We start from the raw sequence: 24,642 nt of genomic DNA, 5'->3' as shown, positions 1-24,642 counted from the left end.
CATGAATTACTTTGACGACAACCCCTGGTCAAGTGAAGTTATTCCGGACAGCGGCATGGTATAGAACACAGGAAGCTCCGCGTCATTCTGCTGATATAGGACAATTAGCAGGGTCTTCTCATTGTCTGAGTCCAGGAGGGGCTCATCTTTCAATACTTTATGAAGCGGGAAGGAAAGCTCCTCCACGACTGCGAATTTCTGCAGCTCCTTATCCTGAATTCCAAGGCTCGCAAAATCCCCAGAGATCTGGTCAGCTCTGTCGGTCAGCGCTCTAAAGTAGGCACTTCTACGGTCTTTATCCACACCTGTCTCCCACCAGATCTTCCGCGGTTTATACTTGTGGCCGAGGAAATAGTCGAGCTGCATAAGTCCCATAACCACTTCAGGACGCCTTAGTCCCCTGTAATCCAGAAAGGCCTGGAGTCTTGTGAACAAATCCTCAAGCTGATGCCCGATCCGCTGCCACCCCTGCTCTTCCCAATAGTTGCCGAAGTCCTGGAAGAAATCGAAGGGCGAGTCGAATTCGTGCTTCATCAAGTAATGCAGCGTATGGTCCATACGATGGGCATTCCAGTATTTCTCCAGCACATCCTCCAGCCGCTTGAGTCTGACAATGTCAGAGAAAGGCAGCACATCATTGCCCAAAATCTCATAAGGTGCGTGGTCCATGTATGTGTAATTGTATTTCTTCGCATCATTCCGAAGTCCGGTTCCCCGAAGCATCTTGAGGAAGCCGAGCTGCAGCTCTTCAGGTCCCAGAGCAAATACATCATTGAACGTCTGGCGGAAGGAATCATAATTCTCTTCAGGCAGACCTGCGATCAGATCCAGATGCTGATCGATCTTCCTGCTGTTCTTGATCGTAGTCACCGTCCGCGTCAGCTTGGTAAAGTTCTGACGGCGCTTGACCAGCTCATTGGTCGCATCATTGGTGGATTGCACGCCAATTTCAAATCGGAAGATCCCGGGAGGCGCATTCTCTGCCAAATATTCGAGAACCTCCGGACGCATAATATCCGCGGTGATCTCGAACTGGAAAATACAGCCCTGATGGTTCTCAATGAGGAATTGGAACATCTCCATAGCGTACGCCCTATTAATATTGAAGGTCCGGTCCAGGAATTTGATGATCTTGGCACCGTTACGGATCAGATAGAGAATATCCGATTTCACGCGCTCAATATCGTAATAACGAACTCCAACCTCGATACTGGACAGGCAGAACTGACAGTTGAACGGACAACCCCGGCTGGTCTCGAAATACACAATTCGCTTGCCCAGATTAGGGATGTCTTCCTGGAATCGATGCGGTGACGGTAAGGAGTTCAAATCGCTCTTGGGATGGCCAGGCATGATAACGACTTCCTGATCTTTGCGGTAGGCTATGCCATAGACAAAGTGAAATTTGCGCTCCCCGCTAAGCTCCTGAAGCAGCCGGTGAAAGACCTCTTCCCCTTCGCCCATGACAATAAAATCAACATGGCTCGCCCGGTTCATCCAGTACTCTGTATCGTAGGACACTTCAGGTCCGCCCAGAACGATTGTGACCTCAGGCATGACTTTCTTCAGAATTTCGACGACCTTGAGCGTCTCTTCAATGTTCCAGATGTAGCAGGAGAAGCCGACTACATCCGGCTTCTTGTTGAACAGATCCGAGACGATGTTCATGGCGGGGTCCTTGATAGTATATTCGGCAAGCTGTATGTCGAATTCATGGTCGCTGTACGCCTTGAGCAGGCGGATTGCCAGAGATGTGTGAATATACTTGGCGTTGAGCGTTGACAGGATAACTTTCATGGTTCACAACCTTCTTTAATTTGAAAAAGTATGGTGCATGGGTGCGGCGCTCCTTGGGCGGATTGTCCTTGGCGCATGGTGCGGCGCTCCTCGGGTGGATCGTCCTTGGTGAGTGGCGCGGCGCTCCGTGGGCGGATCATCCTTACGATCGCTGTTGCTCCCAGATTCCTTGATTGAATCACTTTCAGTGATGGAATCCGGGAGCAAAGGCGAACGCTGGCGCTTCTCCAGGACGATTCCGCCCCCTCCGCTGATGCTGGAGCGGGAGACAAAGCGATGATACAAAACTTAACTACCTAAAAATAATCGTCATTGTCATTGTCATTGTCCATATCCGGTGCGCCGCCTTGGTTCAGGAAGAAGTCAAGGAAGGGCTGGCCGTACTTCTTGTATTTCAGTTCCCCTACCCCCTTAATCCTTAGCATGGCCGCTTCGGTCTGCGGACAGACCACGCTCATCTCGCGCAGTGTGGCATCGTTGAAGATAATATAGGAAGGCACTCTCTCCCGCTCGGCAAGGTCACGGCGGATAAGCCGGAGCTGCTCGAACACGGTCTCATTGACTGCCGATGGACTAGTATCGTAAGAGGTTCCTCTTCGGCGGGAACTGCCCGAAGATGAGGTCGAAGCGGAAGGCAGCGGTGCCCGCATCATCACCTGGTGATTCCCTTTGAGTACATCAGCAGCTACGGGCTGGAGACGAACAACAGGATATTGACCCTCGGACAAGCTCAAATAACCATCTGCGACAAAGGTATTGATTAATTCCGAAATCTCCTTCTCGGTCCGCGTCCGCAGCATGCCATAGGTAGGCAGACTATCGAACCCGTATTGAAGCACTTTCTTGTTCTGTGAGCCTTTGAGCACAGAAGCCACCATAGAGACGCCGAATCGTTCCCTCATCCGGTAGATACAGGAGAAAATAACCTGGGCATCCCGCGTCATGTCGGTCAGCTCTCTCTCATCCCGGCATGAGCTGCAAATCCCGCAGGGCTTCTGATCATGCTCCTCGCCGAAATACTCAAGCATGGCGAACCTTAGACAGCGGTTGGAGTAGCAGTATTCGATCATCTGCTGCAGCTTCCGGTAATCGTTCCGCTTCCGGTCCCCTTCCTGGGGGTTCTGCTCGATCAGAAATTTCTGGGTCATGATGTCCTGGGCGCTGAACAGAAGAATACAATCACTTGGCTCCCCGTCCCGCCCCGCACGGCCCGCCTCCTGCACATACGCTTCCATATTCTTAGGCATATTATAGTGGATTACATAGCGGACGTTGGATTTATCAATTCCCATACCGAACGCGTTGGTTGCGACCATTACCCGAATATCATCGTATAGAAAAGCCTCCTGATTGTCGGCTCTCTCCTGGTCAGACAAGCCGGCGTGGTATTTACCCGCCTGAATGCCGGCCTGGCGCAGCCGTTCATACAGATCATCGACCTCCTTACGGGTCGCCGCGTAGATGATTCCCGGTTCGGCCGGATGGCTGGCCGTATAATTCATGACATACTCCCGCTTGTTCTCCCCGCGCAGGACGGACATGGCCAGATTGTCCCGGCCAAGGCCAGTAACGAATACAGCAGGCTCTTGGAGACGTAGCAGCCGCAGCATATCATCCATAACCTCCGGCGTCGCTGTAGCCGTGAATGCGGCCAGGATCGGACGATCGGGCAGCGAGGAGACAAAGGGAGCGACCGACAAATAGCTTGTCCGGAAATCATGTCCCCACTGGGACACACAGTGAGCTTCGTCGACCGCTACGCATGAAATCGACAAATCGGCCATTTCATTCTGGAACCAGTCGAGCTCCAGCCGCTCGGGAGCCACGTACAGGAGCTTAAGCTCGCCCCGCCTTGCTGCGCGGATGCGCTCATTCACTTCTTTTCCACTTAAGGTACTGTTGATATAAGCGGCAGAGATCCCCATGGTCGTTAGCGCGTCAACCTGATCCTTCATCAGAGAGATCAGTGGTGACACTACCAAAGTCAGACCCGGCAGCAGCAGCGCGGGAATCTGGTAACAGATCGACTTACCGCCCCCGGTAGGCATAATACCGAGCGTATCGTCTCCATGAAGAAGGCTTTCCACGATCTTCTTCTGCCCTTCACGAAAATCCGGATATCCGTAGTACTTCTGCAGCAGTTCTTGTGCTTGCTCTATTGTATAAATTTCAGCATTCATGTAAGAAATCTCCTTACTTTATTCCAAAACGCTTCTCAGGATAAAAGGTCCTGCCTTGATATATAGAATGAACTAAACATTGTTCCTTCTTGAGTTCATTCATATAGTGTAACGGGGTTTGCACGATTGGGCAACCGCCCGCTGCATTGACCCGGACAGGGTAATAAGGGTATCATCGGTCATAGACAAGCAACCATCTAGCACGGAGTCCCAGGAGGCATGAACATTGAAGAAGAAGAGTTATAACAAAGGCCGTACGACCAAAGTCAGCAGCCCCGCCAAGCCGAAGATATACACGGTGAAAGAGCCTGCGCAGCTGCTCCCTTTTCTAGTGGATACACTAAATCACTTAAGCCGGAATTCGGTCAAATCCATACTGGCCCGGGGCCAGGTAACCGTGAACAGCCAGCCGACTACCGCCTACAATTATGAGCTTGAGCCGGGATACCTGGTGTCCATCCATCAGGAGAAGGTCAGCTCAGCACCGCCGCTGATCGGCATGAAGATACTTTTTGAAGACGAGGATATTATTGTCATCCAGAAGGAACACGGGCTGTTATCCGTCTCGGCAGGTCAGGAGAATGAGATCACCGCATACCGTCAATTGATGAGTCATGTTAGAGAAGAGAACGCTGATAACCGGATCTTTATTGTGCACAGGCTGGACCGGGATACGTCGGGCGTCATGTTATTTGCCAAGAGTGAGAAGGTACAGCAAATTCTGCAGAACTCCTGGCAGGATATTGTAAAAGAGAGGTCTTACGTCGCGTTGGTCGATGGTGAGGTGAAGAAGCAGGAAGGCACAATCAGCTCTTGGCTGAAGGAGAGCAGCACGCTCAAAATGTACTCCAGCCCTTATCCCAATGATGGGCAGCATGCCATCACCCATTACAAAAAACTGGAGTCAAACAAATTCTTTTCCCTGCTCGAGGTACATCTGGAGACAGGCCGCAAGAATCAGATCCGGGTTCATATGCAGGATATCGGACATCCTGTGGCTGGAGACAAGAAGTACGGCTCAAAGAGCAAGGAGATCGGCAGACTCGGACTTCATGCCCGCATTCTGGCATTTGAACATCCGACAACAGGGGCCATGATGCGTTTTGAGACCGACATCCCTAAGGTCTTCCTGAAGCCATTCAGAACGGGGTCTTCCAAATAATCTGTTACATGCCGATAAGTAATACGGGAGGTGTGTAATGGACATTGCAGCATTATCTACATCCATGAGCCAGTCTTCCTTGGCTCAAGCTGTCGGGATCAAGGTTCTTAGTATGGCTAAAGAACAGGCAGAAGCACAAGCACAGAATATGGTGCAGCTTATTCAGAAGAGCATGGATCCAAATTTGGGGCGACAACTGGATATCTCTGTATAGCCCCACAGTCTGCAGGCGATGCCTGCAGGCTTTTTTTGAGGTCTGGCCTCGGCAGATCCTCCCTGCTTCAAGCCTGCTTGTTACCGATATACAAGTTTCGGGTATACAATAAAAGACTAGGACAAATGAGATCAGGTAATAATTTAGTTATTATTGTGACTTAAGGAGACATGAGCCATGAAACTTACACCAGAGCAAGCCATACAACTGCATGGATTCAATAATCTGACGAAATCCCTCAGCTTCAATATGTATGATATCTGCTACACCAAGACGACTGAGGAGCGGGATGCTTATATTGAGTACGTGGATGAGCAGTACAATGCTGACCGCCTGACCGCCATCTTGAAATCCGTCTCCGATATTATTGGTGCTAATATATTAAATATTGCCAAACAGGATTATATTCCTCAAGGCGCCAGTGTAACGATGCTCGTATCCGAAGGACCCGTGGCCGAGATGGACACGGAGACTTTTGACGAGACGCCTGGTCCCCTTCCCGATACTGTAGTTATGCATCTGGATAAAAGTCATATCACTGTTCATACCTACCCGGAGTCACATCCGGATGAAGGCATCAGCACATTTCGGGCGGACATTGATGTCTCTACCTGCGGGGAGATCTCTCCCCTTAAGGCGCTCAACTTCCTTATCCACTCTTTTGAACCGGATATGATGACGATGGACTACAGGGTTCGCGGCTTCACTCGCGATATCAATGGACGCAAGCTGTTCATCGATCATGATATCAGCTCCATACAGAACTACATCCCGGATAAGGATAAGAAGCTGTATGACATGATTGATGTGAATGTCTACCAGGAGAATATTTTCCATACCAAGTGTAAGCTCAAAGCGTTCGATCTGGATAACTATTTATTCGGCTACACGAAGGACAAGCTAAGCCCTGAAGAGCAGGCTTCGATTACAGACCGGCTTAAGGTTGAGATGGATGAAATTTATTATGGTAAAAATATGAAGCGCGGCTCCCTATAAGATGAGCTTTTGTTATGACCTGGAGAGGATTTCCATAAATCCTCTCTTTTTTTGTTGACAAATTATTGAAATCAGCTATGCTAAATGTATCAAATAGATATATCAATTAGATATAAGAAAGTGAGGGGAGCATACTTGCTTGAATATGTGATCATGGGACTGCTTATCGAGCAGCCAATGAACGGTTATGAGATCAAGAAGACGATCGACAGCTCGGTAGGGCTCTTCTATAAAGTAAGTTACGGAAGTCTGTATCCGGCTCTCAAGCGGTTGGCTGAGAAGGGCTGGATTTCCCTCACAGATACCGAGGATGCCAAGAATAAGAAGATTGCCAGCTTGCTGCCTGAAGGCCACCGTCAATTTTTACTCTGGTTGGCCGAACCGCTGGATTTGTTCCGGGATGAGCCTTTGCTCAGACTGTTTTTCTACGATCACCTGGATCCTGCTGTCCGCGAAGAGCGGTTAGCTGAATATCGGTTCGCACTTCATAAGCAGGTGAAGCAGCTGGAGAAGGTCCAGAGTATAGTATCGAAGGAGCTCGAAGAGTTAGAGAATCCGGAGGCGCATTACTACCGGGTATCGATGCTTCATTACGGCCTTAAGTATTTGAACATGAAGGAACAATGGATTAACGATATTAAAGAGAGGAATGATCTATAGTCATGACCACATTATCGAATAAAGGAACCTTCTCGCAGCGGAGGCCCGTCCTGGCTGTAATTATTATCGAACTGCTGCTTCTCGTAGCCATGTTCGCGGCAGGAGCCTATGCACAAATGAATCAGTTGGACTATACCGATCCGGTTCTCATTGCCTTCATCCCGATCGCGTTGGTACTGATGGTGTATCAGACAATAAGAAGAAAATGGGCTGCCCTTGGCTTTGAATCCATTCGGAACATTCCGTCCAAGAACTGGATCTTTTATCTGCCGCTTGTGCTTGTGCTAGGCATTAACTGTATGAATGGCTTCAAGTCTACCTCAATCTCATCCTTGCTGTACTTCATCGGGGTCACTTTGCTGGTTGGTTTTGTCGAGGAGACGATCTATAGAGGTCTCATCCTGCGAACTTTGCTTGCAAAAGGAGTGACTGCCGCTGTCACAACCTCCAGCATCCTGTTCGCCGTTACACATATCCTGAACGCCCTATCCGGTCAGAGCTTATGGGACACCATCCTGCAGATTGTTTATGCACTCCTTGTAGGCCTTGTTCTGGCCTTATTAATCATCATGAATAACAACATCCTTCCTCTGATCACCTTCCACTTCATACATAACTTGATCCAATTTATAAGTCCTAGCAATTCATTCTGGTACGGGAATATCATCGTTATCGCAGTAATAGCCCTTCATGCTATATGGCTGATCGTAAGTCTGAGAAAGGTTCCTGTTCAGGCGGCTATAGCTGGTTAATGTTAAATCAGCTATTCAGGGCACTGCTAAAAGATTCACCTACGGGGCGCGGCCGTATTAATGGAACTCCATTGTAAGTCCTTCTTCTATGTCCAATATATAGGGATTGACCTTGAACTGAATTTATTGTAATTTAGTTGACAATATTAGTAAAAGCTATGACCAAGATCATGAGCTTCGGATACCCGCCGTATAGAGAGGAAACCCATAGGCTGAAAGGCTTCCCGGCATGGTCCTTAGATTCCCTTCCTTGGAAGCTGCAGCGGCAAAACCGCTGCCGGTGAACCCCGTTATCGGACTAAGGATCAGAAGAGAGTTCCTGATGATCTAATTAGGGTGGTACCACGAGCGCATTCGTCCCTTGACGAACAGCGCTCTTTTTTGTTCTTAAAATTATTTTCGAGAAAGGATGAGATGAATGAGACAAAGCCGAATGCTGATACCTACACTAAGAGAAGCTCCTGCGGACGCCGAGATACAAAGCCACCGTCTGCTTCTCCGCGGAGGATATATCCGTCAGTTGGCTTCAGGAGTATATACGTACCTCCCCCTCGGATGGCGCGTCCTACAGAAGGCAGCTGACATTGTACGTGAAGAAATGAATTTGGCGGATGCGCAAGAACTGCTTATGCCCGCCATGCAGCCTGCGGAGCTCTGGAGACAATCAGGCAGATATGAGGTCTATGGACCGGAGCTTGTCCGCCTGAAGGATCGACATGGCAGGGAGTTCGCCCTGGGACCAACCCATGAAGAGGTTATTACTTCCCTGATGAAGGATGAGATAAGTTCTTACAGACAGCTGCCGATAACCCTCTATCAGATCCAGACCAAATTCCGGGATGAGCGCCGGCCCCGCTTCGGTCTGCTCCGGGGAAGAGAATTTCTGATGAAGGACGCTTATTCCTTCGATACAGATTGGAACGGACTGGATACCAGCTACTGGTCCATGCATGCGGCTTATACTCGTATCTTCACAAGATGCGGACTCGATTTCAGGTCAGTACAGGCGGATGCCGGAGCGATCGGGGGCGAAGGAGAAACACATGAGTTCATGGCACTTGCCGATATCGGCGAGGATACCATTGCAGTGTGCACAGTAGGTGACTATGCCGCCAATCTGGAGAAAGCAGAATTCAAGACTTCTTATCAACCAGAACACCTCCAAACCCGGTTAAGCAGCAGAGCAAGTCTGCCTACCCCTCATCTGCTCTCTACGCCAGGAGTTCACTCCATTGATGAGCTAGTTACCTTTACAGGGCAAGAAGCCCGCAACTTCATTAAGACGCTGATCTATCGCTGTGACGGGAACATAGTGGCTGTCCTTGTTCGAGGTGACCATGAAGTGAATGAAATCAAGCTGAAGAACTATACCGGTGCTGAATCGGTCCAGCTGGCTGATGCTGCCACCGTCCTGCAAGTTACAAGCGCGGAAGTTGGCTTTGCGGGGCCGGTTGGACTCACGATTCCCTTGCTTGTTGACCAAGAGGTCGGAATGATGGATACCGGCATAACCGGCGCGAACCAATCCGATTATCATCTAAGCGGGGTTCGCCCTGGCATTGATTTTGCCCTGGATACCTTGCTGGATCTGCGAAATGCGGCTCTCGGCGACCGCTGCCCGCACTGTGGAAGCGAGATGAATCTGGTGCGAGGGATCGAGGTTGGCCATGTCTTCAAGCTGGGAACGAAGTACAGCGAGGCGCTTGGAGCTGTGTACTCTGACGCCTCGGGTCAGGAGCAAAGCCTCATCATGGGCTGTTATGGGATCGGCGTCTCCCGTATTCTCTCGGCTGTGGCCGAGCAGCATCACGACCAGAATGGAATTGTGTGGCCGGCCTCCTTGGCTCCCTACCAAGTTCATATCGTTCCGCTATCCATCAAGGATGAGACCCAAATGAGCCTGGCAGATGAGCTCTACGAGAAGCTGACAAGTCAGGGCATCGAGGTCTTGCTGGATGACCGGGACGAGCGGCCCGGTGTCAAATTCAAGGACTCGGACCTGATCGGGATTCCACTGCGTATCGTCATTGGCAAGCTGGCTAAGGACAGACAAGTGGAGTGGAAAGAAAGAAGCCAGACCGAGGCGGAAGTGCTGGATTTTGAAGCCGCATGGGCAAGAATTACGGAACATCAGTTGAAGTAACTCATTAACTCGTCATGCACCAAGGAATGACCGGATTACCCGGTCATTCCTTTTTTTTGAACTTATATAGCCATAACTTACATCCTCTCCTCCAGCTTAATTGTGTTATAATGGTTCAGCGCATCCTGCGTTAACTGAAGAAAGTCCATGCTGCTTCATGCCGCATGGGAGAGGTTCGCGAACTCCCTCTATAAAAAACTAAGCTAGCCTTTTCGCAAGATGACAGGGCTTGTTTTTTTGCGATGCCAGTTCAAGAACTCTCTCTCTTCGTAAGGTGTAGATGATATTCATCTGCCCCGCAAATATCTGAAGATAGAGAGGTTTTTTTATGCTTAAAAATGAAAAAGCTGTCGTTGTATTCAGCGGCGGACAAGACAGCACCATCTGCCTGTTCTGGGCATTGAAGCATTTCTCTGAAGTTGAGACAGTTACGTTCAACTATGGTCAGCGCCACAGTCTGGAGATTGAATGTGCCAAGCAGATTGCTGATGAGCTTGGAGTCAAGAATACCGTGCTCGATATGAGTCTGCTGAACCAGCTGGCTCCGAACGCTCTTACACGTGATGATATCGAGATTACACAAGAAGAGGGCAGCCTGCCTAGCACCTTTGTGGAAGGCCGCAATCATTTGTTCCTCAGCTTTGCCGCTGTACTCGCCAAGACAGCCGGAGCAAGGCACCTGATCGCCGGTGTATGCGAGACCGATTTCAGCGGTTACCCGGACTGCCGGGATAGCTTTGTGAAATCCCTGAATGTTACCTTGAATCTCGCAATGGACTACAATTTTGTGATTCATACCCCGCTTATGTGGCTGGATAAAGCTGAGACCTGGGCGCTTGCGGATGAGCTCGGCGCGTTCGACTTCGTGCGCGAGAAGACGCTGACCTGCTATAACGGCGTGATTGGACACGGCTGCGGAGAATGCCCTGCCTGCAAGCTGAGACAGTCCGGATTGGACAAATTCCTCCAGTCCCGCAAGGAAGGGGATCGCTCATGAGCCGGACACCAGGTGAATTTCGCATCGTAGAAAAGCTCCAGCAGTTCGGGGTTGATATTCAGGCCAGCGAGCTCCGCTATCACAACCGGAGAGTGCTGGTGAGCAAGGAGTTTACATTTGATGCCGCGCATCATCTACACGCATATGAAGGCAAGTGCAAGAATCTGCACGGCCATACCTATAAAGCTGTCATTGGAATCAGTGCACGGCCGGATAATACCGGGATTACGGCTGATTTCGGGCTGATCAAGGAAATTTGGAAAAACCGGATGGAGACTTATCTCGATCACCGTTATTTGAACGAGACTCTGCCGCCTATGAACACCACCGCAGAGAATATGGTCGTATGGCTGTACGAACAGATGGAAGAAGCTCTATTGTCTGAAGAGTACAAGTCTCTAATATGTGATGGACGTACCGAGTTCATAAGGCTGTATGAGACGCCGACCAGCTACGCCGAAGTTAGACGGGAGTGGATGACCGGTGAATAATTCAGCTGAGGTCAAGACGGTTCCCGGCATTCCCGTACTCGAAATCTTCGGTCCGACCGTTCAGGGCGAAGGCATGGTCATCGGCCAGAAGACGATGTTCGTGCGTACGGCGGGCTGCGATTACCGCTGCTCCTGGTGCGATTCTGCTTTTACCTGGGATGGCAGTGCCAAGGATCTGATTCAGCCCATGAGCGCGGAGCAGATCTGGAAGGAACTGAAGGCCATCGGAGGCACCCGCTTCTCCCACGTGACTCTGTCTGGCGGGAACCCTGCCCTGCTGCCGCAGCTTGGGTCTCTTGTCTCCCTCCTGAAATCGGAGGGGATCCGTATTGCAGTGGAGACTCAAGGGTCCCGCTGGCAGGACTGGCTGAATGAGACTGATGAGGTTACTCTCTCTCCGAAGCCGCCAAGCTCAGGAATGGCAACCGATTGGGAGAAGCTTGACGAGATTGTATTCAAGCTTGCGGCTAGACCGCATGGCTATGCTTACAGTCTGAAGGTAGTTATCTTTGATGAGGAAGACCTGGCTTATACCACTCAGGTACACGCCCGTTATCCTGATACGGTTATGTTCCTGCAGGTCGGGAATCCGGATGTCCAGCGGATGGATACGGAGGCCCATGCTTCCGAGCTCCTTCATCAATATGAACAGCTGATTGAGAATGTCATGCAATCTGAAGCGCTGAATAACGTTCGCGTACTGCCTCAGCTGCACACCCTCGTATGGGGGAACAAGCGCGGGGTTTAACTTTATAGATATCGGAGGAAATTCAAATTATGAGCGGAAGACAACCAAGTGAGATGCAGGATCTGACCCTGCTGGGCAACCAGGGAACCAAATATGTGTTCCAATACGCCCCTGAAGTTCTGGAGAGCTTCGAGAACAAGCATGCGTATCGTGATTATTTCGTAAAATTCAATTTTCCCGAGTTCACAAGCCTCTGCCCGATTACCGGCCAGCCTGACTTCGCGACTCTGCACATCAGCTACATTCCGGATATCAAGATGGTAGAGAGCAAGTCGCTGAAGCTGTATCTGTTCAGCTTCCGCAATCATGGTGATTTCCATGAGGACTGTATGAATATCATCATGAACGATCTGATCAAGCTGATGGATCCGAAGTACATTGAAGTCTGGGGCAAATTCACACCTCGCGGCGGCATCTCCATTGACCCTTACTGCAATTACGGCCGGCCAGGCACAAAGTATGAACAAATGGCTGACCACCGGATGATGAACCATGATATGTATCCGGAGAAGATTGATAACCGGTAAGATAGGCCAGCTGCTCGCGGCCCATTATCAGGGGGACTCCTTTTAGGGTAATATGGGAGTGTAGGTTCAAACTGAACTTCATTCAGCCCGAACGGAGAGGAGTTCCCGGTATGACAACAACCAAACCGAAAGTATTCATAGCCAGACCCGTTCCTCCAGAGGTGGAGGCGTATATCGGCAGGCACTGCACGTACAGCAAATGGGAAGGTGAGAAGCCCCTAACCTCTGAACAGCTGGCCGGGCACATTACCGATGTGGAAGGTCTGCTGACTGCAGGCGGCAGGATTGACGCCGAGCTGCTTGATCATGCTCCCCATCTCAAAGTGGTGAGTACGATGAGTGTTGGCTACAACAACTTTGATCTTGTTGCAATGAAGCAGCGGGGGATCAAGGGAACTAATACCCCTAATGTTCTTAATGACACCGTAGCAGACCTCATTATCGCTCTGATGCTGTCTGTTGCACGGCGTGTCCCTGAAATGGACAAGTACGTACGGGAAGGCAGCTGGAAGCGCGGAGATAATGAAAGCCTGTTCGGTCTGGATGTACATCACAAGACGCTTGGCATCATTGGGATGGGAAGCATCGGCCGAACAGTTGCACGCCGAGCCAAATTCGGGTTCGGCATGAATATTCTGTATCATAACCGCAACCGCAATGAACAAGGGGAGCAGGAATTTAACGCCTCGTACGTGACAATGGAGGAACTGCTTGAGCAATCCGACTTCATCGTGCTTATGACTCCACTCACGGAGGATACGCATCATCTGATCGGGGAGGCTGAATTCTCCCGGATGAAGAAGACAGCCATCTTCATTAACGCCTCACGCGGACAGACGGTGGATGAGGAAGCGCTTGTCCGGGCCCTTCAGAACAAGAAAATCTACGGAGCCGGCCTGGATGTATTTGAGAAGGAGCCCGTACATCCGGATAATCCGCTCTTGTCCTTTCCTAATGTGGTACTGCTCCCCCATATTGGCTCATCCACCGAGAAGACACGTCTGGACATGGCCATGCAGGCTGCGGAGAATATGGTGAGCGTCCTTCAAGGCGGCACCCCGGCCGGACTAATCAGGGAACTTCGGGATTAGCGGCCTGCGGCCCCGATTGAAGCTTCCGAGCACGGGCACATTAGTAACGTTAGATGTGTCGATGCGTCAAGTTCGGGTTAGCGGCGTCAGGATCACGCTAGATTCAAGGTTAGATGCTTCAAGACCGCATTAATGGCGTTAGATACGTCAGGCGCTTGGCCCTAGGCCGCATATCTGTTACCAGCTGAGCAATAGGAGGATACATGCAGCACAAAGACTCCGTCATCACCCAGATTGACGGAGTCTTTGTGCTGCCTGCCCGGACCCCTCGCTATTCAAAATCCACCTTATATTTCTTCTGAGTAGAAGAAGTATGCTTGGTCTCTTCCTTGTTACGCTCTTCCCTAACTTCCTCATTCAGATCCTCCACCGGGATTGAATCCACATTCAGCTCGCTTTCGAACTTGTCGAACAAGCTCTCCTGATCGGTCTTGTACTGCTCGGGATTATCCATGCCGGATGGCCCATTGTTGATTTTGCCGCGCTCCTCCATGCTTCTCACCTCTTATCCTTTGATATCTCCTTTATACCGTAATCTCCGCAAAATTAAACATGGCCAAGCAGCGCCACATCTCCAGTCGAAGGCATGTTATTTTTTATCCTTTTCCAATTCTGATATGATCTCAATATAAGCAATCACAAAGGAGGCAGGTGTCATGGAACAGAATCAGCAAATCAGACAGCACATATATGAGCTTGCAGCCGGTTTGAATGATCGGCAGCTTAACGTCCGCCTTGACCCCGGACAATGGAGCATCGCCCAGGTACTCGATCATCTGTACCTGATGGAGCGGACAATAGCCCATAAATTTGGTGAAACCCTGAAGCAGGGTCAGTCCGCTCCAACAAGCATCAAGCCCTATCATTTGACGCTTGACCGAACCCGCCGTATTCAGGCACCGCCTCATATGATTCCGACTGAAGAACCGAGGTCCTTCGGGCAGCTGAAGGAGCAGCTGGAGCAATCCCGTGCTTCACTCATCCAGGTGCTTGAAGGACATACCGATGATCAGCTGACCCAGCTGTCTTTTCCCCATCCCGTATTCGGACTTATGGATCTGAAGCAGTGGAGGGAATTTTTAGGTATGCATGAACAGCGCCATATGGAGCAGATGCGGGACATCAGGCAGGCGCTTATCTCTCAATCTTGAAAGGAAGTACATCAATGAACCTGAAATGGTCTACCCTTGAGCACCAGATGCAAGAACACGGGATACAGTCTTTGCTAATTACCGACCCCAAGCATGTCTATTATTTAACCGGATTTCTAAGCAATCCTCATGAACGATTTCTTGCTGCAGCGATGACGCTTGGTGAAGAACCCTTCCTCGTCGTCCCTGCTCTGGATGAAGAAGCCGCCCATGCCGCCTCTGACATCAGCCGCATTTATACACATACGGATACGGATAATCCTTATCTCGTACTCAACCAGGCACTGAAGGGATCATCTGGAACGATGGCGCTGGAAAAGAATCATCTCTCGGTAGCCCGTTTCGAGTCACTCCAGGAACATCTGACCTTCGCCCGGTATCAGGATCTCGGCCCCTGGCTTCAGGATATGAGAGTTCGCAAATCCGCAGACGAAATTGCCAAGATCAAGCATGCCGTCCTTTTAATAGAGCAAGTGCTGAAAGAAGGTCTGACCAAAGTAAAGGAAGGCGTTACGGAGAATGAACTCGTAGCTGAAATCGAGTATCAGATCAGAAGACTGGGCGCTGACGGTCCTTCCTTCGACTCTATGGTGCTTTTTGGTGAGAAGACGGCTCTTCCTCATGGTGTGCCAGGAACGAGAAAGCTGAAGCACGGCGATCTGCTAATGTACGACATAGGTGTCTATGCGGATGGTTATGCTTCGGATATTACCCGGACCTTTGCCTTCGGCGAACCTTCCCCGGAGCTCACCCAAATCTATAAAGCGGTACTCGAAGCCAATGAACAGGCCATTCGCTGTATTAGACCAGGCGTAACCTTTGCCTCAATCGATCTTGCCGCACGCACAGTCATCGATCAGGCTGGTTACGGCGAATATTTCATGCACCGGCTCGGACATGGACTGGGGATTGATGTGCATGAATATCCATGTGTCCACGGGAAGAACGAAGCACTTCTGCAAGCAGGCAATGTGTTCACCGTGGAGCCGGGAATCTATGTCCCGGGAGTAGGGGGGGTCCGGATTGAGGATGACATCGCTGTGACTCCAGACGGAGTCGAAGTCTTAACCTCATTCCCTAAGACGCTGACGATCCTGGAATAGGCTGCCTTCAGAATATGTAGAACTGAAGAAACCTCGCCTTGTTAGAACGGAAGTACCACCATCCGATTCTAATTTAAGCGAGGTTTCTTCATGTATCATAAAATAGACGCCAGACCACGCCTGAACCAATGATACTGTAGTTGATTAACCTGGGGTGCCAGTTCTCTTCTGTCTGTTACTGCCCCGCACGAAGAAGCGTGGCTTCGTCTTCCTTGTGCCTGAAGTTCCGGGCGATATATAAGAATGGCGTACCGGCAGCGGTCAGTACGAATTTGGCGATATAGGTCGTGAACAAGATTTCCAACCAGTCGGATAGACTGTACATCGGGCCAGCAAAGGCAATTGTACAGAAAATCAGCGTATCTACAAAAGAACTAATCATCGTGCTTCCGTTATTCCTTATCCAGAGCTGATTCCGCTTCGGATAGAATTTGCGAATCCACGCATACAGACGTACATCCAGGAACTGACTGATGAAGTATGCAGTGAGGCTTCCAATGGCCAGCCTCGGCAGAAGACCGAAGATCGTCTGCATAGCCGGTTGAGCGAAATCACCGGATTGTGGTTCAAAGATCAGAACCATCTGCATAATAACCGTCGTCATAATCAAGGTGAAGAAGCCGAACCAGACCGCTTTGCGGGCTTCCTCTCGTCCGAACTTCTCATTCAGCAGGTCGCTGGTCAGATACAGACTTACATACATCGTGTTCCCGAGAGTCATGACAATACCGAACATATCGATCGTTTTGGCTACCTGAATATTGGCGATAACGGTCGCAACGCCAATCCATGCATACAGCCCTTTCTTACCAAAGAACTTGTAGCACATCAAAAAGAACGTGAAGTTCACAAGAACGAACAGCACGCCCCAGCTAAAATTGAACATCTTCCTCTTCCTTCCTAGTTTTGGTTACGCGGGATGGTTACGAACCGCGGCTGATCTAAGGCTTAGGATACCTCAGGAAGAGCAAATACTACTCTAACACAGACCTCTTGGACATGGCTATACCTTTTTGTCATTAGAAGGTCCAAATCCTATTTAAGTTGAACTGTCGAGTTACACGTATGGCAGCCTAAGAAGATTCCTTGAGAACCGCTACTCCAGCATCATTTCACACTCATTTCAGACCCTTGGTTATCGGTATTGAATAAGTTGTTCAACTTACCTATCCGGACTCCGGGAAGTTAAGCCCGCAATCTCGTAGATCCGGTTCATATCCAGATGCTCGCGCGTAATTGAGGCCAGTCGGTCGAAAGCCTGTTCCTTGCGGTCTGCCGCCGAGAAAGTATCATGAATAGGCGCAAGGCCCTTGTCCAGCCTCACTTTGTTCAGCCAGGCGCGGCGCCATAGATCATTGTCGAACACCCCATGCAGGTAAGTTCCCATTATCCGGCCGTCTTCACTTACTGCGCCTTCCAGCCATTTCTCTTCGACTGCCCGATGGCTGCTGGTAAGTTCAAATAATGGCTTGGGGACACTTCCTTCCATCCAAGTGGATTCACCTGTATGTATTTCATAACCCTGGATGGGTATGACTGGAGATTCCGAATGGATGAGCTTCGAATGAGCCTCAAGCAGGGTTCCAGTAACACGAATGGTCTTCTTCTCAGGCAAAAACACCGTCTTCATGGGCAGCCAGTCAAGCCCGGCGCCCTCGCCTGCCCGTCCTGAATCATAAGCGTCAGGGTCCGTCAGCTCTCTGCCCAGCATTTGATAGCCACCGCATATCCCCACAAGCCTCGTATTCGGTTGGCGCATTGCCGCATGAATGGCCTGATCCAGTCCTTGCTCCCGCAGGTAGATCAGGTCTCCAAGGGTATTCTTGGTCCCGGGAAGGATAATAACATCAGGTATACCCAGTTCAGCCCCACGAGATACGTAACGCAAGGTAACATCCTCTTCCGCAGCCAGAGTATCAAAGTCTGTAAAATTTGAAATCCGCGGATACCTGATGACAGCGATATCCAGACTCCGGGCGGAGCTTCGGCCTGAGCTGCTGTCCAGCACAACCGAATCCTCATCTTCGATATTCAGATCCGGAATATGGGGCAGCACACCCAGAACCGGTATCCCGGTTCTCTCTTCCAACCAATCCAGCCCGGGCTGAAGGAGCGCGAGATCACCGCGGAATTTATTAATAATAAATCCCTTGACCCTGGCCCGTTCCCCGGAAGTCAGCAGCTCAAGAGTCCCTACAAGGAACGCGAACACCCCGCCCCGGTCAATATCAGCAATTAGCAGAACAGGGGCATCCGCCCACCCTGCCAAATTCATATTTACGATATCCCTGTCTTTCAGATTAATCTCCGCCGGGCTCCCCGCCCCCTCCATAAGAACAATCTCATAGGAAGAACGAAGACGATCAAGAGCATTCACTACTGTCCGCTTGGCCTCCGGCAGAAAGTCGCTGCGGTAAGCGGCAGCGCTCATATGGGCAAGCGGCCTCCCATGCACAACGACCTGGGCATGCATATCCCCAGTCGGCTTAATCAGAATGGGATTCATATCCGTGGTGGCCTGGATCCCGCAAGCCTCGGCCTGCACCCCTTGGGCTCTGCCGATCTCAAGGCCATCCTCAGTTACATAGGAATTCAGCGCCATATTCTGCGATTTGAACGGAGCGGCGCGCACTCCATCCTGCTTGAAAATACGGCATAGCGCCGTGGTAACAATGCTTTTTCCCACATCCGAAGCCGTTCCCTGAAGCATCAGGACAGCACCCCTGGAGTCTATCCGCTGTTCCATGACCCGCCCCCTCCTCCATTTATAATCAACGAATAATGATCACCAGGATAAGCATAAGTATCACTTCTAATCCTTCGTTCAAGGCCCCGTAAGTATCTCCAGTAAGCCCGCCTAATCTGCTGCTGATCTTGTTCGCCGCGAACCTGCCTATTAACCAGGCTGCCGCCGGCACAGCCGCATAACAAATTCCTAATTGAAGCCAGTTCAATCCTTCCCCGTATCCACATATCTTGAGGAGAACCAAGGCGGCACCTGACAGAACTAGAGCCCATAGTCCAGCAATCTGCGATGAATAATTCTTCATTCCGCCGAATCGGCCTGCCAGGCCCTCGCTGCCCCTTGCCGCAGGCCAGCCTGCTATCGCATGCACCATGAACCACCTGCTCCACAGGGGGACGGTGAGAAGTGCGAGCGGCAGCGCCCCCTTCTCCAGAAATGAGGCAATTAAAGCTGCCTTGAGCATCAGCAGCAGGACGCACGCGATCACGCCCATAGCTCCTACCCGGCTGTCCTTCATAATCTCCAGCATCTTCTCACGGGATCGATAACTCAGCAGTCCGTCCGCCGTATCCATCCAGCCATCAAGATGCAGACCGCCCGTCAGGTAGATCCAGCCTGCGAGGATGATAACCGAAGCAGGCAGAGGCGGAAGCGCCCAGGCGCATATAAGGGATAGCAAGCAGGTGGCCAAGCCTATAGCCGCTCCCACAAGCGGATAGAAGCTTGTACTTCGCTTAAGCAGCTCGGGGGTGAAGTCAAGCTGGGCTCTTACCGGAAAGCGCGACAGAAATTGAAAAGCGGCCAGGATTGCCTGCCCCCGGCCTCTCATAACTTATACGCCCTGCTCTTCAGCTCCACTGGAATTCCCGCCGTAACTAGAAATACCTGCTCAGAGATCTCGGCCACCCGCCTGTTCAATCTGCCCGCAAGGTCCCTGTACTGGCGGCCCAGTGGATATTCAGGCACAATACCGCTTCCTACCTCATTGGTGACCAGAACCAGAAGCCCCGGATACGCCTGAACTGCGTCCACAAGCCGCTCAATCTCCTGTTCAACCACCGTTATAACATCGTTATCCGGGTCATCCCCCGCTCCGAGCAGAACATTGGATAGCCACAAAGTAAGGCAGTCCACCAACACCGCCGGCGTATTCTGATACGATCCGGCCAGCTCCTTAAGGTGCTCCGTCAGACGCAGCGGCTCTTCCCATGTGGTCCATGCATAACTGGCGTCAGACCGCTGCTTGCGATGCAGGGCCACCCGTTCACGCATCTCGTCATCATAAATTTCAGCCGTAGCAATATATACCGCGGAGGGAGCATGCTTCATGCACCATCGCTCTGCAAATGCGCTCTTCCCGCTGCGGGCGCCTCCCGTGATAAGAACACTCATTGTAAGCCCTCGTCCGCCCCGGAGATACCTGCACTTTCAAAGGTCGCCATCTCGGCTGGAATCCGGCAGGCGGCATCAATCAGGTGCAGCGCGAGTACCCCGCCTGTGCCTTCACCAAGACGCATGCCCAGGTCCAGCATGGGAACTAACCCGAGTTCGCGCAGCAGCAGGGCATGGCCCTGTTCTTCAGATACATGGGAAGCAATCATATACTCGCGGACCTCTGGAGCTATACGAACAGCGATCAAGGCGGCGGCACTGGAGATAAATCCATCAATAACCACAGGACACCGGTTCGCGGCGGCTTGCAGAATAACCCCCGTGAGCCCCGCAAGCTCAAGCCCTCCTACTTTAGCCAGTACATCTACAGGATCATCCGCATCGGGCCGGTTGAGCTCGATTGCTCGCTGAACGATCACAGCCTTGTGTCTTAGACGCTCGTCATTCAAGCCGGTTCCCCGTCCTACACTCTCCAAAGGCGTAATTCCTGTAAGCGCGCTCATCACCGCAGAACTGGCCGTAGTATTGCCAATCCCCATCTCTCCGGTCACGAACAGCTTGGTCCCTCTTGCGACAGCCTCCTTCACAACCTGTGCGCCTGCCAGGATGGCGGCTTCAGCTTCTTCCCTGCTCATTGCGGGTCCAGCAGCCATATTGGCTGTTCCATATCTGATCTTCCGCTTAATCAAATCCGGGTGATTAATCTCCCCGTTCACGCCAATATCCACACACAGCACATCCGCTTCAGCCAGTCTGGACAAGACATTAACCGCAGCCCCGCCATTCAGGAAGTTCAGCACCATCTGCTGGGTAACCTCAGCAGGGAAGGCACTGACTCCCTCTTCACATACCCCATGATCCCCGGCCATGACAACCACTGCCCGATTCGGGAATGAAGGCAGCGTCTCACCCGTAATCCCCGCCAGGCGGGCAGCCAGCTCCTCCAGCTTGCCTAGACTTCCAGGCGGCTTCGTCAGACTGTCCAGCCGGCGCTTGGCCTCTTCGATTGCCTGATTACTCAGGGTATGTATTTCCCCGATCCGCCCCATTAGTGAACTGTTCATTATAAGACTCCTCTCGTCTTAGCATAATTTGTGGAACGCCCAGATCCGGATGCCTGGCAAGCGCCGACTCGACTTCGAACACCCGCTTCAAGGTGTCCGGCGTCAGGATATCCTGAGGTGTCCCTTCCGCTGCAATACTTCCTTCCTGCAAAGCGACCAGCCGGTCGCAATACATGGAAGCCAAATTCAAATCATGCATAACGGCGACCACAGTCAAGTCTTCATCCTTCTGCCACTCGGATACAAGCTCCATAAATTGAAGCTGATACCGGATATCGAGGTAGGTCGTGGGTTCATCGAGCAGAAGCACCCTTGGCTGCTGGGCCATGACTTTGCCTAAGGCCACCCGCTGCCGCTGGCCGCCGCTGAGCTCATCCACAGGCTGATCTGCCAGTGAATCCAAATCCAGCTTCATCATAATCCTGTCTATAATCTGTCCGGCATCCGATGATAGATCACGGCCAAGCCAATCCAGGAATGGGAACCGGCCCATCTCAATGACATCCTTCACGGGATAGGCCAGGCTCGGAATTCCGTCCTGCTGAAGCACCGCCAGCTTGCGCGCAAGCTCTCTGCGTCTGTACGATCCGACCGGCTTTCCGTCGATGTCGATCTCTCCAGACTCGATATGCTCAACTCCCGAGATCGTGTGCAGCAGTGTTGTTTTGCCGCTTCCATTAGGCCCTATAACTCCCAGAAACTGTCCCTGCTCCACCTTAAGATTCAGATCCCGGAGCACGGTTTTGTGTCCGATTCGCTTGGTAATTCCTCTAAGTTCGATCATACTCACCTCAGACCACGCTCCTGTCTGCTCTCCCGCTGCTTCTTATTCCGGTATAAGAGATAACCGAAGAACGGCGCACCCACAAATGCCGTAACGATCCCCAGCGGGATCTCGACCTGACCCAGAATGGTTCGTGCAATCAGATCGCTCCACATCAGGAAGATGCCTCCGCAGATCGCAGAGAGAGGGACGATCAGCCGGTAATCAGGTCCCGTGATCAGACGGACCATATGGGGAACGACAAGTCCAACGAATCCGATAACCCCGGCAACCGAGACCGCCGCTGCTGTGAGCAGAGTGGCTACAATCAGCATGACAAGCTTCGTGCGCTCCACATCAAGACCCGAGTGAGCAGCCTGCCTCTCACCCAGCGCGAACAGATTCAGCTTGCGGGCCCCGCTCCAGATCATAATCATACCTATCACCAAATACGGCAAAAGGATGGCCAGATACGACCATCCACGAAGACTCAGGCTTCCCATTGTCCAGTATAAAATTTCATTCACCGTCTTCTTGGACATGGCTGTCAGGAAAGCCACAACCGCTCCAAGAAAAGTCTGCATAACCACGCCGGACAGGATCAGGCTCTCTGTCGGAATTCTCCCGCTTTCTCTAGCAAGGGTGAGAACGACCCACAATGTAATAACCCCGGTGACGAAAGCTACCATGGGCAGTGTAAATATACCGATTACTGAGAACTGCCAGCCAAAGAAGATAAGTACAGCCGCACCCACGGAAGATCCCGAGGATACGCCAAGTGTGAACGGATCGGCAAGCGGATTGCGGAGAACCCCCTGGAAGGCCGCACCTGCAAGTGCCAGGGACGAACCCACAATCAGACCGAGCAGCACACGCGGCAGACGAACACTCAGCACGATTTGTTCCGAAGCCGTACTCCAGTCCGGTGTGATCCAGTCCCCCAGAACGGGAATCCTGTGAAGCAGAATACGCGTGATCTCGCCTATAGGCAGGGAGACCGAGCCGGTACCAACGCAGATCAGCAGGGTGAGAACCAGCAGAATCAGGCTGGCCCCCATATAACCCGCTAACTTCTTATTCATTTAACAAGGTCCGGGTAGATCGCTTTAGCTACTTCAATCAGACCTTGAGTAACCCGTGGACCCGGACGGCTAAGCAGGTTATCATCAAGTCCTGCAAGACGGTTATCTTTGATGGCTGTGATCTGATCCCATCCGCTGCGGGCTTTGATAATGTCTGCAAGCGTCTTATTGTTCTCATCAACTACGCTCTTGGCGTAGAGGATGACATCGGGATTGGCTTTAATGATGTTCTCTTCATTAATCTGCTGCCAGCCGGTCAAATCGCCAGCCACGTTCACGCCTCCGGAGATTGTGATCATTTCATCCATGAATTCGCCCTTACCTACGGTGTAGCCAGGAGAGAATTCAATGTAGACCTTCTTCTTCTGTTCATTCGTTACCGATTTGACCGCATCTGTAACCTGCTGAAGCTCCTTCTTCATTTGATCTGTAACTTTCTTGGCTTCCGCCTGGCGATCCGTAATTTGACCATAAGTCTCAATATCCTGAATCACGGCATCAATGGTCTTCGGATTGAACTGGAAGACCTTAATGTTCAGTCCGCGCAAATTCTTGATGGTATCCGCACTGGTAAGTCCCGCCACGAAGACCACATCCGGCTGTGCCGCAACGATCGTCTCAACATTCGGCTTCATACCGCCCATCTTCGGCTTGGATGCAGCTGCTGCCGGATAATCATCAAAGTCCGAAACACCGACAATCTCCTTATCCAGACCGATTGCAAAGAGAGCCTCTGTCTCGGATGGTGCCAGGGATACGACCTTGGCAGGAGCCTTGTCAAAAGTAATCTCTTCCCCTGTAGCATCTTTCAGCTTGAGCGGATAGGTTGTCTTGGGAGCGGCTTGTTCAGGAGCCTTCGCTTCCTGCTTCGCCGGTTCGGAGGCTGGTGTTCCTTCCTTCTCTGCATTCCCACATCCCGCGGTTACTGCCAGCATAAGCGCTAACAGCCATACGGCCCAAATTTTGTTCAATTTCATTGTGTTTCTCTCCCCTTCTAATTTATGTTTCTCTAACTGGACTGAACTTGAGAGTTACCCATCAGACAAGCGTGTGAATGACTCTGTAGAAGCAAAGAACTCTAACTGCCAACCTTCCAACTTATTGTTCGTAGTTAGGCAAATTGGGTCAGAGCAGTTCTCCTTAAGTCACTTCACGCGGCCGCCTTAGATGTAATTCAGAGTTCATTGCAAAATGAATATCACCTGGCTAATCTGCGAGTTCGATCATTTCCGTGTCATCAACAAGAAAAAAGACCTGATCCAGGCGGATCAGGTCTACGTCTACGAAAGCATGTCCGGTGAACCTGCAGCTCTTCAGAATCAGAGATACAGCCGCACAAATAATATTCCGGCAGAACGTTGTCCCTTCCTCGGAGGACCGTTACGATATCATAAGGCAGGTCTCCTGACTTCCGGGTTGAATGACGATAGCCCGCCTTCCCATACTTATCAAGTACAGTGGCTGTTGATTGGGCTCGTCCCCGGTATACAGTGGCGGGACCGTGCCGGATTTGCACCGGCTTCCCTATTAACCTTGAACTCATGGCTCAGCCATGCAAGGACCTTATGAATATATGTATTCGC

At 51.2% G+C, this 24,642-nt stretch carries 24 protein-coding genes and 2 riboswitches; of the genes, 13 read left to right on the top strand and 11 right to left on the bottom strand.

Features of this window, described 5'->3' with window-relative positions; genetic code table 11:
• Positions 1-6 precede the first annotated feature (6 nt).
• A complete protein-coding gene (locus tag LDO05_RS04915) occupies positions 7-1,797 on the bottom strand; it encodes a B12-binding domain-containing radical SAM protein (protein WP_251377791.1) in 1,791 nt (596 codons plus the stop codon).
• Positions 1,798-2,093: 296 nt separating this feature from the next.
• Positions 2,094-3,977: a DNA helicase RecQ gene (gene recQ, locus LDO05_RS04910; protein WP_251377790.1), complete on the bottom strand. Its 1,884-nt coding sequence runs from the start codon at positions 3,975-3,977 to the stop codon at positions 2,094-2,096.
• A gap of 226 nt (positions 3,978-4,203) precedes the next feature.
• Between recQ and LDO05_RS04905 the strand changes: the two genes are divergently transcribed.
• From LDO05_RS04905 to LDO05_RS04855, 11 genes are all read left to right on the top strand, one after another.
• Positions 4,204-5,139, top strand: coding sequence for an RluA family pseudouridine synthase (locus tag LDO05_RS04905; RefSeq protein WP_251377789.1), 936 nt, complete (start codon positions 4,204-4,206; stop codon positions 5,137-5,139).
• 37 nt (positions 5,140-5,176) lie between these two features.
• Positions 5,177-5,353, top strand: a complete 177-nt coding sequence (locus LDO05_RS04900) for a YjfB family protein (RefSeq protein ID WP_251377788.1) — start codon at positions 5,177-5,179, stop codon at positions 5,351-5,353.
• A 177-nt stretch (positions 5,354-5,530) separates the two neighbouring features.
• Positions 5,531-6,349, top strand: coding sequence for an adenosylmethionine decarboxylase (speD, locus tag LDO05_RS04895; RefSeq protein ID WP_251377787.1), 819 nt, complete (start codon positions 5,531-5,533; stop codon positions 6,347-6,349).
• A gap of 135 nt (positions 6,350-6,484) precedes the next feature.
• Positions 6,485-7,009: a PadR family transcriptional regulator gene (locus tag LDO05_RS04890; RefSeq protein ID WP_251377786.1), complete on the top strand. Its 525-nt coding sequence runs from the start codon at positions 6,485-6,487 to the stop codon at positions 7,007-7,009.
• Between the two features lie 2 nt (positions 7,010-7,011).
• Positions 7,012-7,761 carry a CPBP family intramembrane glutamic endopeptidase gene (locus LDO05_RS04885; protein ID WP_251377785.1) on the top strand — a complete coding sequence of 250 codons (750 nt, stop codon included), beginning with the start codon at positions 7,012-7,014 and terminating at the stop codon, positions 7,759-7,761.
• Positions 7,762-8,179: 418 nt separating this feature from the next.
• The gene (locus LDO05_RS04880; RefSeq protein WP_251377784.1) at positions 8,180-9,904 is read left to right on the top strand and encodes a proline--tRNA ligase; all 1,725 of its coding nucleotides are present in this window, start codon (positions 8,180-8,182) and stop codon (positions 9,902-9,904) included.
• Positions 9,905-10,068: 164 nt separating this feature from the next.
• Positions 10,069-10,112, top strand: a riboswitch (PreQ1 riboswitch).
• 120 nt (positions 10,113-10,232) lie between these two features.
• A complete protein-coding gene (gene queC / locus LDO05_RS04875; RefSeq protein WP_251377783.1) occupies positions 10,233-10,901 on the top strand; it encodes a 7-cyano-7-deazaguanine synthase QueC in 669 nt (222 codons plus the stop codon).
• Positions 10,898-11,392 carry a 6-carboxytetrahydropterin synthase QueD gene (gene queD, locus LDO05_RS04870; RefSeq protein WP_251377782.1) on the top strand — a complete coding sequence of 165 codons (495 nt, stop codon included), beginning with the start codon at positions 10,898-10,900 and terminating at the stop codon, positions 11,390-11,392. The genes queC and queD overlap by 4 nt, the downstream gene beginning before the upstream one ends.
• Positions 11,385-12,140 carry a 7-carboxy-7-deazaguanine synthase QueE gene (queE, locus tag LDO05_RS04865; RefSeq protein WP_346657619.1) on the top strand — a complete coding sequence of 252 codons (756 nt, stop codon included), beginning with the start codon at positions 11,385-11,387 and terminating at the stop codon, positions 12,138-12,140. Before queD ends, queE begins: the two co-directional genes overlap by 8 nt.
• 29 nt (positions 12,141-12,169) lie before the next feature.
• Complete coding sequence (gene queF / locus LDO05_RS04860; RefSeq protein ID WP_127200562.1) at positions 12,170-12,667, top strand: preQ(1) synthase; 498 nt, start codon at positions 12,170-12,172, stop codon at positions 12,665-12,667.
• Positions 12,668-12,777: 110 nt separating this feature from the next.
• Positions 12,778-13,758, top strand: coding sequence for a 2-hydroxyacid dehydrogenase (locus LDO05_RS04855; RefSeq protein WP_251377781.1), 981 nt, complete (start codon positions 12,778-12,780; stop codon positions 13,756-13,758).
• Between the two features lie 271 nt (positions 13,759-14,029).
• On the opposite strand, the gene LDO05_RS04850 is transcribed toward LDO05_RS04855, so the two are convergent.
• Positions 14,030-14,251: a hypothetical protein gene (locus LDO05_RS04850; protein WP_251377780.1), complete on the bottom strand. Its 222-nt coding sequence runs from the start codon at positions 14,249-14,251 to the stop codon at positions 14,030-14,032.
• Between the two features lie 163 nt (positions 14,252-14,414).
• Between LDO05_RS04850 and LDO05_RS04845 the strand changes: the two genes are divergently transcribed.
• A complete protein-coding gene (locus LDO05_RS04845) occupies positions 14,415-14,909 on the top strand; it encodes a DinB family protein (protein WP_251377779.1) in 495 nt (164 codons plus the stop codon).
• A 14-nt stretch (positions 14,910-14,923) separates the two neighbouring features.
• A complete protein-coding gene (locus LDO05_RS04840) occupies positions 14,924-16,012 on the top strand; it encodes a M24 family metallopeptidase (protein ID WP_251377778.1) in 1,089 nt (362 codons plus the stop codon).
• A 175-nt stretch (positions 16,013-16,187) separates the two neighbouring features.
• Here LDO05_RS04840 and LDO05_RS04835 read toward each other — a convergent pair whose 3' ends face one another.
• The 8 genes from LDO05_RS04835 to LDO05_RS04800 all read right to left on the bottom strand — a co-directional run bounded on the left by LDO05_RS04835 (position 16,188) and on the right by LDO05_RS04800 (position 24,036).
• Positions 16,188-16,898 (bottom strand): queuosine precursor transporter, encoded by a 711-nt coding sequence (locus LDO05_RS04835; RefSeq protein ID WP_251377777.1) that lies wholly within the window; start codon positions 16,896-16,898, stop codon positions 16,188-16,190.
• A 276-nt stretch (positions 16,899-17,174) separates the two neighbouring features.
• A complete protein-coding gene (locus LDO05_RS04830) occupies positions 17,175-18,758 on the bottom strand; it encodes a cobyric acid synthase (protein ID WP_251377776.1) in 1,584 nt (527 codons plus the stop codon).
• Between the two features lie 25 nt (positions 18,759-18,783).
• The gene (cobS, locus tag LDO05_RS04825; RefSeq protein ID WP_251377775.1) at positions 18,784-19,587 is read right to left on the bottom strand and encodes an adenosylcobinamide-GDP ribazoletransferase; all 804 of its coding nucleotides are present in this window, start codon (positions 19,585-19,587) and stop codon (positions 18,784-18,786) included.
• Positions 19,584-20,150: a bifunctional adenosylcobinamide kinase/adenosylcobinamide-phosphate guanylyltransferase gene (cobU, locus tag LDO05_RS04820; protein WP_251377774.1), complete on the bottom strand. Its 567-nt coding sequence runs from the start codon at positions 20,148-20,150 to the stop codon at positions 19,584-19,586. Before cobU ends, cobS begins: the two co-directional genes overlap by 4 nt.
• Positions 20,147-21,214, bottom strand: a complete 1,068-nt coding sequence (cobT, locus tag LDO05_RS04815; RefSeq protein ID WP_251377773.1) for a nicotinate-nucleotide--dimethylbenzimidazole phosphoribosyltransferase — start codon at positions 21,212-21,214, stop codon at positions 20,147-20,149. The genes cobU and cobT overlap by 4 nt, the downstream gene beginning before the upstream one ends.
• Entirely contained in the window at positions 21,165-21,998 is an 834-nt protein-coding gene (locus LDO05_RS04810; RefSeq protein WP_251378613.1) for an ABC transporter ATP-binding protein, read from the bottom strand. The genes cobT and LDO05_RS04810 overlap by 50 nt, the downstream gene beginning before the upstream one ends.
• Before the next feature lie 2 nt (positions 21,999-22,000).
• The gene (locus LDO05_RS04805; RefSeq protein WP_251377772.1) at positions 22,001-23,059 is read right to left on the bottom strand and encodes a FecCD family ABC transporter permease; all 1,059 of its coding nucleotides are present in this window, start codon (positions 23,057-23,059) and stop codon (positions 22,001-22,003) included.
• Positions 23,056-24,036 carry an ABC transporter substrate-binding protein gene (locus LDO05_RS04800; protein ID WP_251377771.1) on the bottom strand — a complete coding sequence of 327 codons (981 nt, stop codon included), beginning with the start codon at positions 24,034-24,036 and terminating at the stop codon, positions 23,056-23,058. The genes LDO05_RS04805 and LDO05_RS04800 overlap by 4 nt, the downstream gene beginning before the upstream one ends.
• A 400-nt stretch (positions 24,037-24,436) precedes the next feature.
• A riboswitch (cobalamin riboswitch) is annotated at positions 24,437-24,640 on the bottom strand.
• Positions 24,641-24,642: the final 2 nt, after the last annotated feature.

It is taken from the genome of Paenibacillus sp. YPG26 (assembly GCF_023704175.1).
Classification (GTDB): domain Bacteria; phylum Bacillota; class Bacilli; order Paenibacillales; family Paenibacillaceae; genus Fontibacillus.
Note: the sequence above shows the minus strand (reverse complement) of the source record. Positions and strands in the feature narration are given on the sequence as shown.

Bases quoted from the DNA above. Each gene is read 5' to 3' on its own strand.
- LDO05_RS04915 (WP_251377791.1), bottom strand. From the start codon at position 1,797: ATGAAAGTTATCCTGTCAACGCTCAACGCCAAGTATATTCACACATCT.
- recQ (WP_251377790.1), bottom strand. From the start codon at position 3,977: ATGAATGCTGAAATTTATACAATAGAGCAAGCACAAGAACTGCTGCAG.
- LDO05_RS04900 (WP_251377788.1), top strand. From the start codon at position 5,177: ATGGACATTGCAGCATTATCTACATCCATGAGCCAGTCTTCCTTGGCT.
- speD (WP_251377787.1), top strand. From the start codon at position 5,531: ATGAAACTTACACCAGAGCAAGCCATACAACTGCATGGATTCAATAAT.
- LDO05_RS04885 (WP_251377785.1), top strand. From the start codon at position 7,012: ATGACCACATTATCGAATAAAGGAACCTTCTCGCAGCGGAGGCCCGTC.
- LDO05_RS04880 (WP_251377784.1), top strand. From the start codon at position 8,180: ATGAGACAAAGCCGAATGCTGATACCTACACTAAGAGAAGCTCCTGCG.
- queC (WP_251377783.1), top strand. From the start codon at position 10,233: ATGCTTAAAAATGAAAAAGCTGTCGTTGTATTCAGCGGCGGACAAGAC.
- queD (WP_251377782.1), top strand. From the start codon at position 10,898: ATGAGCCGGACACCAGGTGAATTTCGCATCGTAGAAAAGCTCCAGCAG.
- queF (WP_127200562.1), top strand. From the start codon at position 12,170: ATGAGCGGAAGACAACCAAGTGAGATGCAGGATCTGACCCTGCTGGGC.
- LDO05_RS04855 (WP_251377781.1), top strand. From the start codon at position 12,778: ATGACAACAACCAAACCGAAAGTATTCATAGCCAGACCCGTTCCTCCA.
- LDO05_RS04850 (WP_251377780.1), bottom strand. From the start codon at position 14,251: ATGGAGGAGCGCGGCAAAATCAACAATGGGCCATCCGGCATGGATAAT.
- LDO05_RS04845 (WP_251377779.1), top strand. From the start codon at position 14,415: ATGGAACAGAATCAGCAAATCAGACAGCACATATATGAGCTTGCAGCC.
- LDO05_RS04840 (WP_251377778.1), top strand. From the start codon at position 14,924: ATGAACCTGAAATGGTCTACCCTTGAGCACCAGATGCAAGAACACGGG.
- LDO05_RS04835 (WP_251377777.1), bottom strand. From the start codon at position 16,898: ATGTTCAATTTTAGCTGGGGCGTGCTGTTCGTTCTTGTGAACTTCACG.
- LDO05_RS04830 (WP_251377776.1), bottom strand. From the start codon at position 18,758: ATGGAACAGCGGATAGACTCCAGGGGTGCTGTCCTGATGCTTCAGGGA.
- cobS (WP_251377775.1), bottom strand. From the start codon at position 19,587: ATGAGAGGCCGGGGGCAGGCAATCCTGGCCGCTTTTCAATTTCTGTCG.
- cobU (WP_251377774.1), bottom strand. From the start codon at position 20,150: ATGAGTGTTCTTATCACGGGAGGCGCCCGCAGCGGGAAGAGCGCATTT.
- cobT (WP_251377773.1), bottom strand. From the start codon at position 21,214: ATGAACAGTTCACTAATGGGGCGGATCGGGGAAATACATACCCTGAGT.
- LDO05_RS04810 (WP_251378613.1), bottom strand. From the start codon at position 21,998: ATGATCGAACTTAGAGGAATTACCAAGCGAATCGGACACAAAACCGTG.
- LDO05_RS04805 (WP_251377772.1), bottom strand. From the start codon at position 23,059: ATGAATAAGAAGTTAGCGGGTTATATGGGGGCCAGCCTGATTCTGCTG.
- LDO05_RS04800 (WP_251377771.1), bottom strand. From the start codon at position 24,036: ATGAAATTGAACAAAATTTGGGCCGTATGGCTGTTAGCGCTTATGCTG.